General features: G+C 67.2%; 12 protein-coding genes. 10 read left to right on the top strand and 2 right to left on the bottom strand.

The features are described from left to right. Nucleotides 1–156: 156 nt before the first annotated feature. Nucleotides 157–888, bottom strand: a complete 732-nt coding sequence (locus ABZV44_RS44445; RefSeq protein ID WP_354851090.1) for a S1 family peptidase — start codon at nucleotides 886–888, stop codon at nucleotides 157–159. A gap of 285 nt (nucleotides 889–1,173) precedes the next feature. Between ABZV44_RS44445 and ABZV44_RS44440 the strand changes: the two genes are divergently transcribed. After that, entirely contained in the window at nucleotides 1,174–1,626 is a 453-nt protein-coding gene (locus ABZV44_RS44440; RefSeq protein ID WP_354851087.1) for a DUF4189 domain-containing protein, read from the top strand. Nucleotides 1,627–1,716: 90 nt separating this feature from the next. Next, nucleotides 1,717–2,472 (top strand): MerR family transcriptional regulator, encoded by a 756-nt coding sequence (locus ABZV44_RS44435; protein WP_354851084.1) that lies wholly within the window; start codon nucleotides 1,717–1,719, stop codon nucleotides 2,470–2,472. 205 nt (nucleotides 2,473–2,677) lie between these two features. Here the strand turns inward: ABZV44_RS44435 and ABZV44_RS44430 are convergent, their stop codons facing one another. After that, complete coding sequence (locus ABZV44_RS44430; protein WP_354851082.1) at nucleotides 2,678–3,907, bottom strand: hypothetical protein; 1,230 nt, start codon at nucleotides 3,905–3,907, stop codon at nucleotides 2,678–2,680. Between the two features lie 296 nt (nucleotides 3,908–4,203). Here ABZV44_RS44430 and glf point away from each other — a divergent pair, with 296 nt between their 5' ends. The 8 genes from glf (at nucleotide 4,204) to ABZV44_RS44390 (ending at nucleotide 14,980) form a co-directional block, all read left to right on the top strand. Further along, nucleotides 4,204–5,421, top strand: a complete 1,218-nt coding sequence (gene glf, locus ABZV44_RS44425) for a UDP-galactopyranose mutase (RefSeq protein WP_354851081.1) — start codon at nucleotides 4,204–4,206, stop codon at nucleotides 5,419–5,421. Next, on the top strand, nucleotides 5,418–7,364 hold the full coding sequence (locus ABZV44_RS44420) for a glycosyltransferase (protein WP_354851078.1): 1,947 nt from the start codon (nucleotides 5,418–5,420) through the stop codon (nucleotides 7,362–7,364). Before glf ends, ABZV44_RS44420 begins: the two co-directional genes overlap by 4 nt. Continuing rightward, nucleotides 7,361–7,945, top strand: a complete 585-nt coding sequence (locus tag ABZV44_RS44415) for a phosphatase PAP2 family protein (RefSeq protein ID WP_354851075.1) — start codon at nucleotides 7,361–7,363, stop codon at nucleotides 7,943–7,945. Before ABZV44_RS44420 ends, ABZV44_RS44415 begins: the two co-directional genes overlap by 4 nt. A gap of 26 nt (nucleotides 7,946–7,971) precedes the next feature. After that, nucleotides 7,972–8,919 carry a decaprenyl-phosphate phosphoribosyltransferase gene (locus tag ABZV44_RS44410; protein WP_354851072.1) on the top strand — a complete coding sequence of 316 codons (948 nt, stop codon included), beginning with the start codon at nucleotides 7,972–7,974 and terminating at the stop codon, nucleotides 8,917–8,919. Between the two features lie 46 nt (nucleotides 8,920–8,965). Beyond that, nucleotides 8,966–10,906, top strand: coding sequence for a flagellar motor control protein ZomB (gene zomB / locus ABZV44_RS44405; protein ID WP_354851095.1), 1,941 nt, complete (start codon nucleotides 8,966–8,968; stop codon nucleotides 10,904–10,906). 280 nt (nucleotides 10,907–11,186) lie between these two features. Then, entirely contained in the window at nucleotides 11,187–12,221 is a 1,035-nt protein-coding gene (locus ABZV44_RS44400; RefSeq protein ID WP_354851069.1) for an alpha/beta hydrolase family protein, read from the top strand. A 336-nt stretch (nucleotides 12,222–12,557) separates the two neighbouring features. Then, a complete protein-coding gene (locus ABZV44_RS44395) occupies nucleotides 12,558–13,646 on the top strand; it encodes an alpha/beta hydrolase family protein (RefSeq protein ID WP_354851066.1) in 1,089 nt (362 codons plus the stop codon). 287 nt (nucleotides 13,647–13,933) lie between these two features. Continuing rightward, nucleotides 13,934–14,980 carry an alpha/beta hydrolase family protein gene (locus ABZV44_RS44390; protein WP_354851063.1) on the top strand — a complete coding sequence of 349 codons (1,047 nt, stop codon included), beginning with the start codon at nucleotides 13,934–13,936 and terminating at the stop codon, nucleotides 14,978–14,980. The last annotated feature ends 80 nt before the right edge of the window (nucleotides 14,981–15,060 follow it).

The raw sequence follows: 15,060 nt of genomic DNA, 5'->3' as shown, positions 1-15,060 counted from the left end.
CGTGGGGGGGGGGGGTGTGGGGGGGGGGGGGGGGGGGGGGGCCCCCCCCCCCCCGCCCCCCCCCCCCCCCGGGGTACGGGTCGCGGCTCTCCCGGCTGCCCCCCCGCTCCCGCGCGCCCCCGCCCCCCCCCCCGCGGCGTAGAACTGTCTCGGAGATCAGGCGACGTGGAAGCCCGCGCCCGCGCCGCCCTGGCTGTCGATATCGGCCAGCACGCTGCTGATATTGGTGGCCAGCTCCGGCTCGTGGATCAGGTTGCCGCCGCCGGTGCACAGCGGCAGCTCGATGCTGACCGGCCCGGCATTGAAGTCGGTGCCCGCCACCACCATGCCGATCAGCTGGTCGCCGCGCAGCACCGGCGCGCCGGAGTCACCGTGGTTGGCGCACACCTGGCTGCGGAAGTAGGTGGACCTGGTCTCCCAGACCGGGCCGCAGGTGAAGCCCGTGGTGCGGCCGTTCTTGCAGACGTTCTCACCGATCTGCGGCGGTGCGCCGACCGAGTTGATAACCGACTGCGCGACCCGGCGGGTCGGGTTCACCCGGTCCGGGTTGAACACGATGATGCCCCAGTCCATCTCCTCGCCCTTCGCGGCAATGACGCCGATGCCCCCGGAGCGGGTGTACTCGGCCGCGACGCGCGCGCCGACCTCGCCGCAGTGGCCGGCGGTCAGGCCCACGAGCTGGTTCTTGTTGTCGTAGCCGATGGCGGTGATGGTGCAGTCGTTGACCGAGCTGGAGTCGGCGAGGTCCTCGACATAGACGCCGGAACCACCGCCGAGCACCACCGGTGCGGCCGCGTCCGCGGGCCCGGCGAACAGGAGCGTGGAGCTCACGGCGGTGGCGGCCACGGCCGCCCAGGACAGAACTCGGGCGCGGCCCGCAGACAACATTGGGTTTTCCTCATCCCCCGAATATCGAAATTCGTGCGCGCGCGGAAATCGGGAGTCCGGTAGCGCGCGCGTGGAGCCTCTCACGCCCGCCTACCCGGCGCAAGTCACGTCCGGGCCGACCGATTCGATGGCCTATTCGGAACGCTTTGCGCGGCAGCCGGTTCCGGCGCGAAACCGACTTGGCCGTGTCGGTGGCCCGTGATAGAACTCCGGCAGTGGTGATCGCACCACGGGAGTGCAACCGGAGCGGCCATTTTCGCCGCTGCCGAATGGGGAGAATTTCCAATGGCTTTTTCGGGCAAACTCGCCCTGACCATGTTCGTCTCCGCTGCCGCGATGCTGGTTTCGACGGTGGGGGCCGGCACCGCGAGCGCCGAGCGCGGACCGGACGGCTCGCTGTACGGCTCGCTCGCGATGAGCACCGACGGCGGCACCTTCTACGGCGCGGCCTGGAACTACCCGAGCTGGGCCGGCTCCGACGCCGATGCGCTGAGCCAGTGCGCGCACCGCGGCTGCAAGATCATGGTGCAGTTCCGCGACGGCTGCGGCGCCATCGCCGAGAGCGCCGACCACACCTACTACTACGGCGGTTCGGGCAGCAATCGGGCCGAAGCCGAGCAGGACGCCATGAACCGGCTGACCAACTGGATGCCGGCGCCGGCGGCCATGTTCGGCAGCTCGGCCCCGCCGAAGCAGTCCGTGCACATCCGCTACAGCCAGTGCACCGACGGCGCGTAGGCGCATACTGATCAAGGCTTGACATTGACGCAACGTCAACTTGCATCCTGAATTCGTCGAGGAGAACGAGGGGAAACGAAAGGCTCGAACATGGCAGCCGAATGGTCCATCCAGGAATTGGCCAAAGTGGCCCGAACCACCAGCCGCACCCTGCGGCATTACGGTGACCTCGGGCTGCTGCCGCCCAGCCGGATCGGATCCAACGGCTATCGCTATTACGACCAGGAATCCCTCGTACGGTTGCAGCGCATCCTTTTGCTCCGGGAACTCGGCCTGGGCCTGCCGGCCATCGCCGAAGTTCTCGCCGGGCAAAAGGACACCGCTGCCGCCCTGCGCGCCCATCTGGAATTGCTGAAACACGAGCAGGACCGGATCGCGCGGCAAATCACCTCGGTGCAAACCACATTGCGCAAAACGGAAGCAGGTGAGCAACTGATGGCGAACGAGGTATTCGACGGATTCGACCACGGCCAGTACCGGGACGAGGTCATCGAACGCTGGGGCACGGATGCCTGGGACAGTGGCAACCGCTGGTGGAACTCCATGAGCGAGGCCGAGAAGCAGGCCCACCTCCAGACCCACGTGGATATCGCCGCCGACTACGGCCGCGCCCACGCGGACGGAGTCCCGGTCGACAGCGACGAGGTACAGGCGATCGTGCAGCGCCACTACGACTGGCTCGGTACGACCCCGACGGGCGGACCCGTCGACGCCCAGTACTTCAACGGTCTCGGTGACATGTACGTGGCCGACCCGCGATTCGCGAAGAACTACGACAAACACGGCGAGGGAACCGCCGAGTACGTCCGCGACGCGATCCGGGCGTACGCCGGCACTCGGCTGTAGCTGGAAAACCCGCCGCCGCAGCTCCTCGAATCGCAGTGCAGCATCGCGCCGGTTGTGCCGACGTCATCCGCGTGTCTATGCCCCACGCCGAATGGGACGTTCAGCCGACACGCCGACGTGTCCCGGCGTACGACCCGGTGACCGACTTGGAAAGCGAACAGCCGCACGGTCTTTCGGCCGGACGGCTGTTCGCAATGCCGGTGGATCAGGCCGCGCACATGGACTGCATGACACCACGCAGGATCGGCGCGCCATAGGTGGCGGGCGCGAAGGCGATGGTCTGGGCGATGCCCAGCGGAGTCGTGATGGTCGAGGCCACGCCGGTGAATCCGGCGATCGTATTGCCGACGGTGAGCAGCAGGCTGGTGGTGTCGAGCGCGAAGGTGATGAGCGCGAAGACGTTCTCCACCTTCACATCCGCCAGGGGCACGGTGTCGAGGGCGCGGCCCTCGTAGATGTCGAAGCCCAGGTTGGCCAGGAAGGTGAGCGGGCCGTAGTCCAGCGCGTCCACGATCGGCCCGAGCTGCTCGGTACGGCGCAGCATCATCACGTCGGCGACCCGGTTGCTCTGCAGGAAGCCTTGCAGCGCATCGGCATTGGCGTTCACGGCGGCCGGGTCGACGGGCAGCCCGGCGGCGCCGGTGAGGAAGTTGCGGGTGCGCTCGACCAGTTCGGAGGTCTTCAGCTCGGCCAGCGGGGTGCAGCTGCCGTCGGCCTCGACCAGCTGGTTGGCCAGGTCGATGAGCGGCTGCGGCACGTCCACATGCTCATCGGGCAGATCGAGTTGCAGCTTCTGGTAGACGCCGTTGGCTCCGCAGCCCACCGACAGCTGCGACTGCACCGCGCGCGCCAGCGACTGCACGCCGTTGAACATGGCGCCCACGATGGGCTTGAGCACGAAGCCCACGGTCGGCACCAGGCTGGAGGCGAACTGCGCCGGAATCTTCACGATCCGGGTGGCCAGGATGAACACCTCGACCACGTCGCGCACCTTCAGCTGCGAGACCGCGATGGTCTGGTGCAGTTGCCCGGTCCGGATGGCGTCGAGGTTGTTGACGATGTAGGTGACGATCGGGTCGTCGAGGAACTGGGTACGGTCGTTCACCTCGTCCGGGCTCAGCGGCAGGAAGCCGTGGCGGTGCACGTGGATCGAGGCGATGTTCTGCCGGAAATCGTCGACCGACCGGTCGTAGGCGGTCTGTTGCCCGGCCGGGACCACCGTGCGGATGGCGGTGGCGGCCGCCGTGATGACGTCGTCGAAGGTGGCCGCTCCGGGCTTGCCGCAGAGCTCACCCGCATCGGCGATCTCGGCGGCGGCCAGGGTGTCACCCTCGTCGGCGCGGGCCGGGGCCGCGCCCGGTACCAGGGCGGCCGTGCCGAGCACGGCGGTGATGGAGAGCGCCCCCACGAGTGGGGCAAAGCGAGTGAAGCGCATGTGTGGGTCTTCCAGGTCGAGCGAGGGGCACGGCCGCGCAAACACACGGCAAAAACTGGTACTGGTCGTACGGTCAGTTCGAGTGGGTATGTAATACAGCTCTCGTGACGCAGCTGTCTGCGGTTTCGTGAACATTGCGCAAAAACATCGCGACCATTCCCACTCAGCGGGATGACACGAGTCACTCGGCGGCCTACTCTCGCGGGGTTGACACACGCTCCTGGCAAAGTCGCGGCAGCGGCTCCGCGCGAACCGTGCCACCCCACCCCGGCGGAGCCCCCGCGCACATTCCGGGGATGCCGGTACGCTGGGCACCCGTGACCGTCGCATCCCCGTTCGATCTCATCGTCGTCGGCTCCGGCTTCTTCGGGCTGACCATCGCAGAACGCACCGCCAACCTGCTCGGCAAGCGAGTCCTGGTGGTGGAACGCCGCTATCACCTGGGTGGCAATGCGTACTCGGAGGCGGACCCGGAAACCGGCATCGAAATCCACAAGTACGGCGCCCACCTGTTCCACACTTCGAACAAGCGCGTGTGGGATTACGTCAACCAGTTCACCGAGTTCACCGGCTACCAGCACCGCGTCTTCGCCATGCACAAGGGACAGGCGTACCAGTTCCCCATGGGACTGGGCCTGCTGTCGCAGTTCTTCGGCCGCTACTTCACCCCGGACGAGGCCCGCGCGCTGATCTCGGAGCAGTCCGCCGAGATCGAGACCCAGGACGCCACCAATGTCGAGGAGAAGGCCGTCTCGCTGATCGGCCGCCCGCTCTACGAGGCGTTCATCCGGGACTACACCGCCAAGCAGTGGCAGACCGACCCGAGGGAGCTGCCCGCCGGCATCATCACCCGCCTGCCGGTCCGCTACACCTTCGACAACCGCTACTTCAACGACACCTACGAGGGCCTGCCGAAGAACGGCTACACCGCGTGGCTGTCGAAGATGGCCGAGAACGACCTCATCGAGGTCCGCGTGGACACCGACTGGTTCGAGGTGCGTGACGAGATCCGCGCCCAGAACCCGGACGCTCCGGTCGTCTACACCGGCGCGCTGGACCGCTACTTCGATTACGCCGAGGGCGAGCTCGGCTGGCGCACCATCGATTTCGAGACCGAAGTGCTGGAAACCGGTGATTTCCAGGGCACCTCGGTCATGAACTACAACGATGCGGACGTCCCGTTCACCCGCATCATCGAGCCGCGCCACTTCCACCCCGAGCGCGACTACCCGACCGACAAGACGGTCATCATGCGCGAGTTCTCGCGCTTCGCCCAGACCGGCGACGAACCGTACTACCCGATCAACACCCCCGACGACCGCGCCAAGCTGCTGGCCTACCGGGAGCGCGCCAAGACCGAGACCACCGAGGCCAAGGTGCTGTTCGGTGGTCGCCTGGGCACCTACCAGTACCTGGACATGCACATGGCCATCGGCGCCGCGCTCAGCATGTTCGACAATGTGCTGCGCCCGCACCTGGAATCCGGTGCGCCGCTGGTGGACGTCGCCGAATGACCGCCCAACTCACGCGGGAAGACATGACCACCGAGACTCGCGCCGTATCCCTGCTCCAGCGCATCATCCTGCCCCGGCCGGGTGAACCGCTGGACGTGCGCAAGCTGTACCTCGAGGAATCCGAGACCAATTCCCGTCGCGCGCATGCCATTACGCGCACCGCGCTGGCCATCGGCGCGGAGTCGGAGGTCTCCTTCTGCACCTACTTCAACGCGGTCCCGGCCAGCTACTGGCGGCGCTGGAGCGTGCTGAAGACGGTGGTGCTGAAGCTGGAGCTGTCCGGCCACGGTCGCGTGGACGTCTACCGCTCCAAGGCCGACGGTTCGCGAATCCACGTGCAGGGCAACGAGTTCAGCACGCCGGGTGAGGGCGCGGCGGCCGCCGCCTTCGTGGAGTTCGAGGTGGATCTGGGCCCGTTCGAGGACGGCGGCTGGATCTGGTTCGACATCACCACCGACAGCCATGTCGAAATGCGCAGCGGCGGTTGGTACGCGCCGATCGAGGCGCCGGGTGAGGGCAGCATCGCCGTCGGCATGCCGACCTTCAACCGTCCCACCGACGCGGTGAAAACCCTGACCGCCCTCGGCTCCGACCCGCTGGTGCTGGAGAAGATCAAGGCCGTCATCATTCCCGACCAGGGCACCCGCAAGGTGGTCGACGAGCCCGGTTTCACCGAGGCCGCGGCCCGCCTGGCCGGCCGGCTGGCCATCCACGACCAGCCCAACCTGGGCGGTTCCGGCGGATACAGCCGGGTCATGTACGAGGCGCTCGAGACCACCGACGCCGAATACATCGTCTACATGGACGACGACATCGAGATCGAGCCGGACTGCATCCTGCGCGCGCTGGCCTTCTCGCGATTCGCCAAGTCGCCCATCCTGACCGGTGGCCAGATGCTCAACCTGCAGGAGCGTTCACACCTGCACGTCATGGGCGAGGTGGTGGACCGCTCCATCTTCATGTGGACCGCGGCCCCGAACGTGGAGTACGACCACGACTTCGCCAAGAACCCGCTGCGCGACCGCGACAACTCCAAGCTGCTGCACCGGCGCATCGACGTCGACTTCAACGGCTGGTGGACCTGCGTCATCCCGCGGCAGGTGGCCGAGGAGATCGGGCAGCCGCTGCCGCTGTTCCTCAAGTGGGACGACGCCGAATACGGTTTGCGCGCACGCGAACACGGCTACCCGACCGTCACCCTGCCGGGTGCGGCGGTGTGGCACATGGCCTGGTCCGACAAGGACGACGCCATCGACTGGCAGGCCTACTTCCACCTGCGCAACCGCCTGGTGGTGGCGTCGCTGCACCTGCCCAACGACGGCCGGCCGATGGTGGTCAACACCATCAAGGCCACACTGAAACACCTGCTGTGCCTGGAGTATTCGACCGTCGCCATTCAGAACGAGGCGATCCGCGACTACCTGGCCGGACCGGACAAGCTGTTCGAACTGCTGCCGACCGCGCTGGGCAAGGTGCACGCCATGCGCAAGGAGTACCCGGACGCGGTGATCCTGCCGTCCTCCACCGAACTGCCGCTGGCCTCGCACGCCGAGGTGGGCGCGGTCGGCGAGCCGGGCAATCCGATCGCCAAGGTGGCCCGGCTCGGCAAGGGCGTGCTGCACAACTTCCGCAAGGCCAACCTGAAGCACCATGAGACCCCGCAGCTGAATGTGCCCACGCTGGACGCGCGCTGGTTCCTGCTCTCGCAGGTGGACGGTGTCACCGTTACCACTGCCGACGGCCGCGGCGTCGTCTACCGTAAGCGGGATCCGCGAAAGGCCATGGAGCTGTTCAAGGAAGCGATGCGCCTGCGCAAGGAGCTGGCCGAGCGCTTCCCGGAGGTGCGCGAGCAGTACCGTCGCGCGCACGCGCAGCTCACGAGCAAGGCCGCGTGGGAGAACGTCTTCGGTATCGATACTGAATCAGGAAACGAACCCAAATGACCGCTGCTCATACTGCTTCCGGCCCGGACCGCGGCCTGCACGTGGTCCCGGACGCGCCGGCGGCCCCGGTCGCGTCCCCGGCCGAGGTCAAGATCATCAACCTGGTGCAGGGCACCATCGGGCAGCATCCTGCGGTCGTCAAGGCCGCGCGCGGTATGTCGCATTTCGGTGAGCACTCGCTGGGCTGGCTGGGCATCGCCGCGGCCGGAGCGCTGCTCGACAAGCCGCGCCGCCGCCAGTGGGCGGGCGTGGCCGTCGGCGCGTTCGGCGCGCACGCGGCCTCGGTGGTCATCAAGCGCATCGTCCGCCGCCCCCGCCCGCACGATCCGTCCGTGCAGGTCAACGTGTCGACGCCGTCGAAGCTCAGCTTCCCGTCCTCGCACGCCACCTCCACCGCGGCGGCGGCTGTGTTGCTGGGCAGGCTCACCGGGCTACCCTTGCCTGCGGTGCTCGTCCCGCCGATGCTGCTCTCCCGGGTCGTCCTCGGCGTGCATTACCCCTCCGACGTGCTGGCGGGTTCCGCGCTGGGCGCAGCATCAGCCGCAGCCGTGCTCGCCGCCGAAAAGAGACTCGCCAAGTGACAGCCCAGGAAAGAGCCACCGTTGACATGAGCGAAGAGCCGACCACCACCGACCTGGCAGAGGCGGTCATCAAGGGACCGCCGAAGACGTTGGGCGGCGGCTTGATCAAGGCCATGCGCCCCCGGCAGTGGATCAAGAACGTGCTGGTGCTCGCCGCGCCGCTGGCCGCCGGGAAGACCGCCGGCGGCACGCTCGTGATCACCGACCTGTCGGTGCTCGGGCACGTCGCCATCGCCTTCGTGGTGTTCTGCATGGCCGCCTCGGGCATCTACCTGGTCAATGACGCGCTCGACGTGGAGGCCGACCGGGCGCACCCGACCAAGCGTTTCCGGCCCATCGCGGCCGGCGTGGTGCCGGTGAACCTGGCCTACGGGCTGTCGGCGGTGCTGCTGCTCGGCTCGATCCTGTTGTCCTTCACCGCGAACTGGCATCTGGCCGTGGTGATGGCGGTGTACATCGGCATCCAGCTGGCCTACTGCTTCGGTCTCAAGCACCAGGCGGTGCTGGACATCTGCATCGTGTCCTCGGGCTTCCTGCTGCGCGCGGTCGCCGGTGGCGTCTCCTCGGATATCCATCTGTCCCAGTGGTTCCTGCTGATCATGGCGTTCGGCTCGCTGTTCATGGCGGCCGGAAAGCGCTACGCCGAGTTGAAGATCGCGCTCGACACCGGCGCCAAGATCCGGAAGTCGCTGGAGTACTACACGCCGACTTACCTGCGTTTCGTCTGGACCCTGTCGGCCACCGCGGTCGTCGTGTTCTACGGTCTGTGGGCGTTCGAGCAGGATCGTGCCAAGGACACCATCTGGTTCGCCATCTCCATGATTCCGTTCGTCATCGCCATCATGCGGTACGCGGTGGATGTCGACGGCGGCGAAGCGGGTGAGCCGGAAGAGATCGCCCTGGGGGACCGTGTCCTCCAGTTCCTCGCAGTCGCCTTGATCGGAGCCCTGGGTGTCGCTGTCTATCTCACCTGACGTGGTAGAGGGAGAAGAGCGAGAGACGGGCGCGCCGACGGCACAATTGCCGGTCGGTCGCGCCCGTCGGCGTGCGGATGCCTCCGCACGCATCTCGCGACTATCCCGCGCCACGTTCATCGGTGGGATCGTGCTGACCGCGACACTGTTCGCGGCCGGCGCGTGGCAGCGGCGCTGGATCGCCGACGACGGCCTGATCGTCCTGCGCACGGTGCGAAACCTGATGGCGGGTAACGGTCCGGTCTTCAATCCGGGCGAACGCGTCGAGACCAATACCAGCGCGGCCTGGACCTACGTCGTCTGGTTCTTCAGCTGGCTCACGCACATGCGGCTGGAGTACGTGGTGCTCGGCATCACGCTCACGCTCTCGGTGCTGGCCATGGTGTTCGCCATGCTGGGCGCGGCCCGGCTGTGGGGCGGCACCGGGTCCGCGCTGCTGGTGCCCGCGGGCGCGCTGGTCTACATCGCGCTGCCCCCGGCCCGCGACTACGCCACCTCCGGACTGGAGAACTGCCTGGTCATCTTCTGGCTGGCGGTGCTGTGGTGGGGGCTGATTCGCTGGAGTCAGGCCGAACGGGTGCGTCCCGCAGGCTTTTTCGGCCTGGTGTTCTTCGCCGGGCTGGCGCCGCTGGTGCGGCCGGAGATGACGGTGGTCGGCGGCCTGGCGCTGCTGATCCTGTTCTGCGCGCCGGTGCCGCAAACCCGGCTGCGGCCCTGGGTTTTCCGCTGCCTGGTGGTGGCGGTGGCGGGCCTGGTGCCGCTGGGATATCAGATCTGGCGGATGGGCTACTACGGCCTGCCCTATCCGAATACCGCCGTGGCCAAGGACGCCGGTGGCGCGAAGTGGCACCAGGGCGTCATCTATATGTGGGACCTGGTGGGTCCCTACTGGCTGTGGCTGCCGCTGCTGGTGCTGACGATCGCCGCGATCGTGCTGGTCCGGCAGCGCCGGGCCGACCATCCGGCCGCCGCAGACGCGACCGCCGGCGCCGGAGACAAGAACTGGCGCGCGCGGATTCACCGTTTCAGCGTGTGGCTGCGCACCCCCGCCGCGATCGTGACGCTCATGGTCGGCAGCGGTGTACTGCTCACCGTCTACGAGGTTCGCGTCGGCGGCGACTTCATGCACGGCCGCATGCTGCTGCCGCAGCTGTTCCTGCTGCTCCTGCCGGTGTCGGTGCTGCCGCTGCGGCCCGCGCGGGGCTTCGGCCGGGATGAGTCCGGAATGCGCGGCCTGGACTGGGCTTTCGTACTGGTGGCGGCCGCCTTCGTGGGCACGGCGGGCTGGGCGCTGTTCGCGGCGAACACCACCGCCATCACCACTGGGACCAAGATCCGCGCCAACGGCATTGTGGACGAGCGCATCTACTACGTGCTCAATACCGGGCACGACCACCCGATCCGCGCCGAGGACTACCTGGACTATCCGCGCATGCGCGCCATGGTCCGGGACATCGCCAACTCGCCGGATGGTGCGCTGCTGCTCAACTCGCCCTCGTTCATGAACTGGTATCTGGTGCCCGCGCCGGTGCCGGAGGGCAATGGCGAGCACGTGGTCTTCTTCTTGAATCTGGGCATGACCAGCATGAACGTCCCGCTGGACGTGCGTGTCATCGACCAGATGGGTCTGGCGTATCCGCTTGCCTCGCATACCGATCGGCTCACCGACGGCCGCATCGGGCACGACAAGAACCTCTACCCCGACTGGGTGGTCGTGGACACCGGCATGGTGGACCGGCACCCGTGGATGCCGTGGTTCCTGGACGAGAAGTGGGGCGACCAGGCCCGAACGGCGCTGTCCTGCCCGGATACTCAGGCGATGCTGGCCTCCTCGCGGGCGCCGCTGACCTTCGACCGCTGGCGGCACAACCTGATGCAGGCGTTCGACTTCGCGAAGTACCGCATCGACCGGGTACCGAAGTACGAGATCCAGCGCTGCCATCTGGAGGATCCGACGCAGCCGGCGCCGCCCGCGCCGCCGAGGTGATCCGCGCGCTGCACGTGTGAAAAGACCCCGCATCCTGTCCGGATGCGGGGTCTTCGCTTGTCCGTGAGGGGGTTTGACCGAAACATCACGTTCAGGGGTGTGAGTTGTGGTTAGCTATCTCGATTTGGTAACACCCCGGCGCGGGTTTCGCGATAAGCTCCGCGAGTACTCCCGACGCCGACCAGAAACCCGCTGTGCGGCAACGGTTGTCGCAATACGAACCCGGGCGGGTGGACAGGGAGGCCCGGGGCGCACGGACGGAAGGCCGAATATGCGGGGCGTGACGGTTCAGGGTGGGGCGCGGAGCTGGTTGCGGAAGTCGGTGCTGGCCTTGGCATTGGCGACCATGGTGCCGATGGGGCTGTCGGTCCTGGGCGCGCCCGCCGCGCAGGCCGCGTTCGGTCCGGACGGGATGGACTTCTACGTCGACTCCAGCATGGGCCCGATCAAGTCACGCGTATTCCGTGCGGCAGACGGCAATACCAACCGGGTGGTCTACGCGCTGGACGGTGAACGCGCGCGTGAGGACGACAACGGCTGGGAGATCAATACCGATATCGCCCACGCGCTGACGGCCGCCAATATCAATGTCGTCATGCCGGTCGGCGGCCAATCCAGCTGGTACGCCGACTGGAACTCACCGAGCACCTTCCTCGGCATGCCGGCGGGCACCGCCTCCGGGCAGTCCGGATCCGGTGCCACCCAGGTACTTTCCGGCGGTCCCGGCAAGTCCTACACCTACAGGTGGGAAACCTTCCTCACCACCGATCTGCCCAACGCGCTGCGGGATCGCCTGGGCTTCAGCACGACTCGCAACGGCATCTTCGGCCTGTCCATGAGTGGCGGCTCCGCGCTGATGATGGCGGCCTTCCACCCGAACCAATTCGCCTACGCCGGTTCACTGTCCGGTGCGCTGGACCTGTCGCTGCCCGAAATGCGCACCGCTGTCCGGCTGGCCATGATGGACGCCGGCGGCTACAACATCGACGCGCTGGCCGGGCCGAAGGACCTCAAGTGGCAGCACCTGGATCCGTTCCAGTTCGCGCCCAAGCTGAAGGCCAACGGCACCAAGATGTTCATCTCGGCGGGCAGTGGCCTGCCCGCGTCCACCGACGCCATCAACGCCTCGACCATCGAGGCCATGGGCATCGAGGCGGTGGCCCTGGTCGGCACCAAGGCCTTCCAGACCCGCTGGGCGGCGCTGGGTGGCGGCAATGTCGTGTACGACTTCCCGGCCGTCGGCGTGCACAACTGGCGCAACTGGGAAGCCGAGCTGAATCGGATGCTCCCGGACCTGTCCGCGAACATCGGGTGAGCCGGGCCGATCGGCGGTGAATTCTCCGAGAGTTTCGAGAGTCGCAGCGCGCCTTCGATATTCACCTTGCGTTATCGGGGATGCTGAAGTCGCGCAATGTGGTTCGCGCAGTATGGAGTGATAGTTGATGCGTATGAGTCTGTGGGGGCGGAATTCGACTCTCGAGTCGCACGCTGGCGCTGATGTGCGCCACATTCCTCGCCGACAGTGGCGCTCGTCACTTTTGTCACGATCCGATAACGTCTCGTTGGCCCACGCACGATAGGGTCGCCGAGACCTCAAACGTGGTTACGAGCACACGGTGAGACCGAACGACCGGAAAGGCCGGACAAATAAATGCGAGGCGATAGACGTCACAGATCCCGCGGTTGGCTCAAGAATTCCGTGGTCGGATTGGCGCTGGCGATTGCACTGCCGTTCGGGGTGTCGGCGGTCGGCGTCGGCACAGCGAACGCGGCACTGGACCCCGACGGGTTCGACTTCTATGTCGACTCGGCGTCCATGGGCCCGGTCAAGTCCCGCGTCTTCCGCGCGGCCGACGGCAATACCTCCCGCGTCGTCTATGCCCTCGACGGCATGCGCGCCCAGCAGGACCTGAGCGGCTGGGAGATCAACACCGACATCGCGCACGCGCTGACCGCGGCGAACATCAATGTGGTGATGCCGATCGGCGGCCAGTCCAGCTTCTACGCGGACTGGAACGCGCCCAGCAGCGTGCTCGGCGTGGGTGACGGCGCCGGCTCCTCCTCCGGCTCCGCCAAGCTGGGCTCCGGCTCGGCCTCGGGCTCGTCGTCGGGCTCGGGCGCCTTCCAGATCCTGGGTGGCGGCCCCGGCAAGAGCTACCGCTACACCTGGGAGACTTTCCTGTCCCAGGACCTGCCCAGCGCGCTGCAGAGCCGGCTCGGCTTCAGCCGCACGCGCAATGGCGTCTTCGGTCTCTCCATGGGTGGTTCCGGCGCGCTGACCCTGGCCGCCTACCACCCGGATCAGTTCAGCTTCGCGGGCTCGTACTCCGGCTACCTGAACATCTCCGCGCCCGGCATGCGTGAGGCCATCCGCCTGGCCATGATCGACGCCGGTGGCTACAACGTCGACTCCATGGCTCCGCCGTGGGGCCCGCAGTGGCTGCACATGGACCCGTTCGTCTTCGCGCCGCGCCTGAAGGACAACAACACTCGCCTGTGGATCTCGGCCGCGAGCGCGATTCCCGGCGCGGGTGATGTCTCGGGCGTGATGTCGGTGATCCAGGGCATGCCGCTCGAGGCTCTCGCACTGGCGAACACCCGTGCCTTCCAGGCTCGGATGGCGTCCCTGGGCGCCGGCAACGTCACCTACGACTTCCCGTCGACCGGTGTCCACAACTGGAACAACTGGAACGCCGAGGTCTACCGGATGCTGCCGGATCTCTCGGCCAATATCGGCTGACAGCCGGCTCTCCACGCTGCGAAAAGCCCCCGCCTTCTCGGGCGGGGGCTTTTCGCATGTCTCGACGCCCTCTCCTGGATCGCCAGGGATACGCAGCGGAAATGGCTGGGAGGCCTGCGCGTGGCTCTGTGTCGCTGAGGGCGCGGTACCGAATCGTTGAGGATCGATTCGCGACTCGCCGCAGCGACCGCACCCGACACGCCCAGTCGGGCATCCGATACTCAGGTTGTACCGAAGATCTGTTCTGCGTGATCAATGTTCTGCTCAAACCGAGAAGGGCTGGGTCGATGCGGGTTCGAGGCTTCACACGGAAGGTATTGGGCGTCGCCGCTGCCGCCCTGCTGGTTCCCCTGATGGTGGTGATCGAATCGCCACCGGCCACCGCGGCGTTCGACCCGGCCATCTTCGATTTCTGGGCCGATTCCCCGGTCATGGGCCCGATCAAGACCCGCGTCCTGCGCGCTCGCGACGGCAATACCCAGCGCGTCGCCTACGTCCTGGACGGGATGCGCGCCCAGCAGGATCTGAGCGGCTGGGAGATCAACACCAATGTCGCCGAGGTGATGGCGGACCAGAACATCAATGTGGTGATGCCGATCGGCGGCGAGTCCAGCTTCTACGCCGACTGGGATGCGCCCAGCTCGTTCTTCGGCGCCGCGCCGGGCACCGGATCCGCGACCTACGGCACCGGATCGGGCGTCACCGAGTCCATGGGCGGCGGCCCGGGCAAGAGCTACCGCTACGCCTGGGAGGACTTCCTCACCAACCACCTGCGCTGGGAGCTGCAGAACCGCCTGGGCTTCAACCCGTATCGCAACGGCGTGTTCGGGTTGTCCATGGGCGGCAGCGCCGCGCTCACCCTGGCCGCGTACCACCCCGACTTCTTCAGCTACGCCGGTTCGTACTCCGGCTACCTGAACATCTCGGCGCCCGGTATGCGCGAGGCGATCCGGTCCGCCATGCTCGACGCGGGCGGCTACAACGTGGACTCCATGGCCCCGCCGTGGGGGCCGCAGTGGCTGCGCATGGACCCGTTCGTCTTCGCGCCCACCCTGATCGCCAACAACACCCGGCTGTGGATCTCCGCCGGCAGTGGCGCGCCCAGGCCCGACGATCTGAACATCCCGCTCGGCGTGGCGGCCGACCGGCTGATCCGCGGCGCGCCGCTGGAAACGTTGGCGCTGGCCAATACTCGCGCCTTCCAGGTCCGCATGCTCAGCCTGGGCGCGCAGAACATTGTCTGGGACTTTCCGGCCACCGGGCTGCACGCCTGGACGAACTGGCAGGACGACGCCTATCGAATGATCCCGGATATGTCCGCGCACATCGGATAGACCCGACTCCCGGATGCGGCCGCCGTCCTCGCGGACGGCGGCCGTCGTGTGTTTCGCACCGGGGTGGTGATCCATCACGG

The sequence above is a fragment of the Nocardia sp. NPDC004860 genome (assembly GCF_040609015.1).
In the GTDB taxonomy this organism is placed as follows: Bacteria; Actinomycetota; Actinomycetes; order Mycobacteriales; family Mycobacteriaceae; genus Nocardia.
This window is presented reverse-complemented; position numbering and strand designations above follow the sequence as displayed.

What these genes read in the sequence shown, in the direction of transcription:
- ABZV44_RS44445 (WP_354851090.1), bottom strand. Translation starts at nt 888, where the DNA reads ATGTTGTCTGCGGGCCGCGCCCGAGTTCTGTCCTGGGCGGCCGTGGCC.
- ABZV44_RS44440 (WP_354851087.1), top strand. Translation starts at nt 1,174, where the DNA reads ATGGCTTTTTCGGGCAAACTCGCCCTGACCATGTTCGTCTCCGCTGCC.
- ABZV44_RS44435 (WP_354851084.1), top strand. Translation starts at nt 1,717, where the DNA reads ATGGCAGCCGAATGGTCCATCCAGGAATTGGCCAAAGTGGCCCGAACC.
- ABZV44_RS44430 (WP_354851082.1), bottom strand. Translation starts at nt 3,907, where the DNA reads ATGCGCTTCACTCGCTTTGCCCCACTCGTGGGGGCGCTCTCCATCACC.
- glf (WP_354851081.1), top strand. Translation starts at nt 4,204, where the DNA reads ATGCCGGTACGCTGGGCACCCGTGACCGTCGCATCCCCGTTCGATCTC.
- ABZV44_RS44420 (WP_354851078.1), top strand. Translation starts at nt 5,418, where the DNA reads ATGACCGCCCAACTCACGCGGGAAGACATGACCACCGAGACTCGCGCC.
- ABZV44_RS44415 (WP_354851075.1), top strand. Translation starts at nt 7,361, where the DNA reads ATGACCGCTGCTCATACTGCTTCCGGCCCGGACCGCGGCCTGCACGTG.
- ABZV44_RS44410 (WP_354851072.1), top strand. Translation starts at nt 7,972, where the DNA reads ATGAGCGAAGAGCCGACCACCACCGACCTGGCAGAGGCGGTCATCAAG.
- ABZV44_RS44395 (WP_354851066.1), top strand. Translation starts at nt 12,558, where the DNA reads ATGCGAGGCGATAGACGTCACAGATCCCGCGGTTGGCTCAAGAATTCC.
- ABZV44_RS44390 (WP_354851063.1), top strand. Translation starts at nt 13,934, where the DNA reads ATGCGGGTTCGAGGCTTCACACGGAAGGTATTGGGCGTCGCCGCTGCC.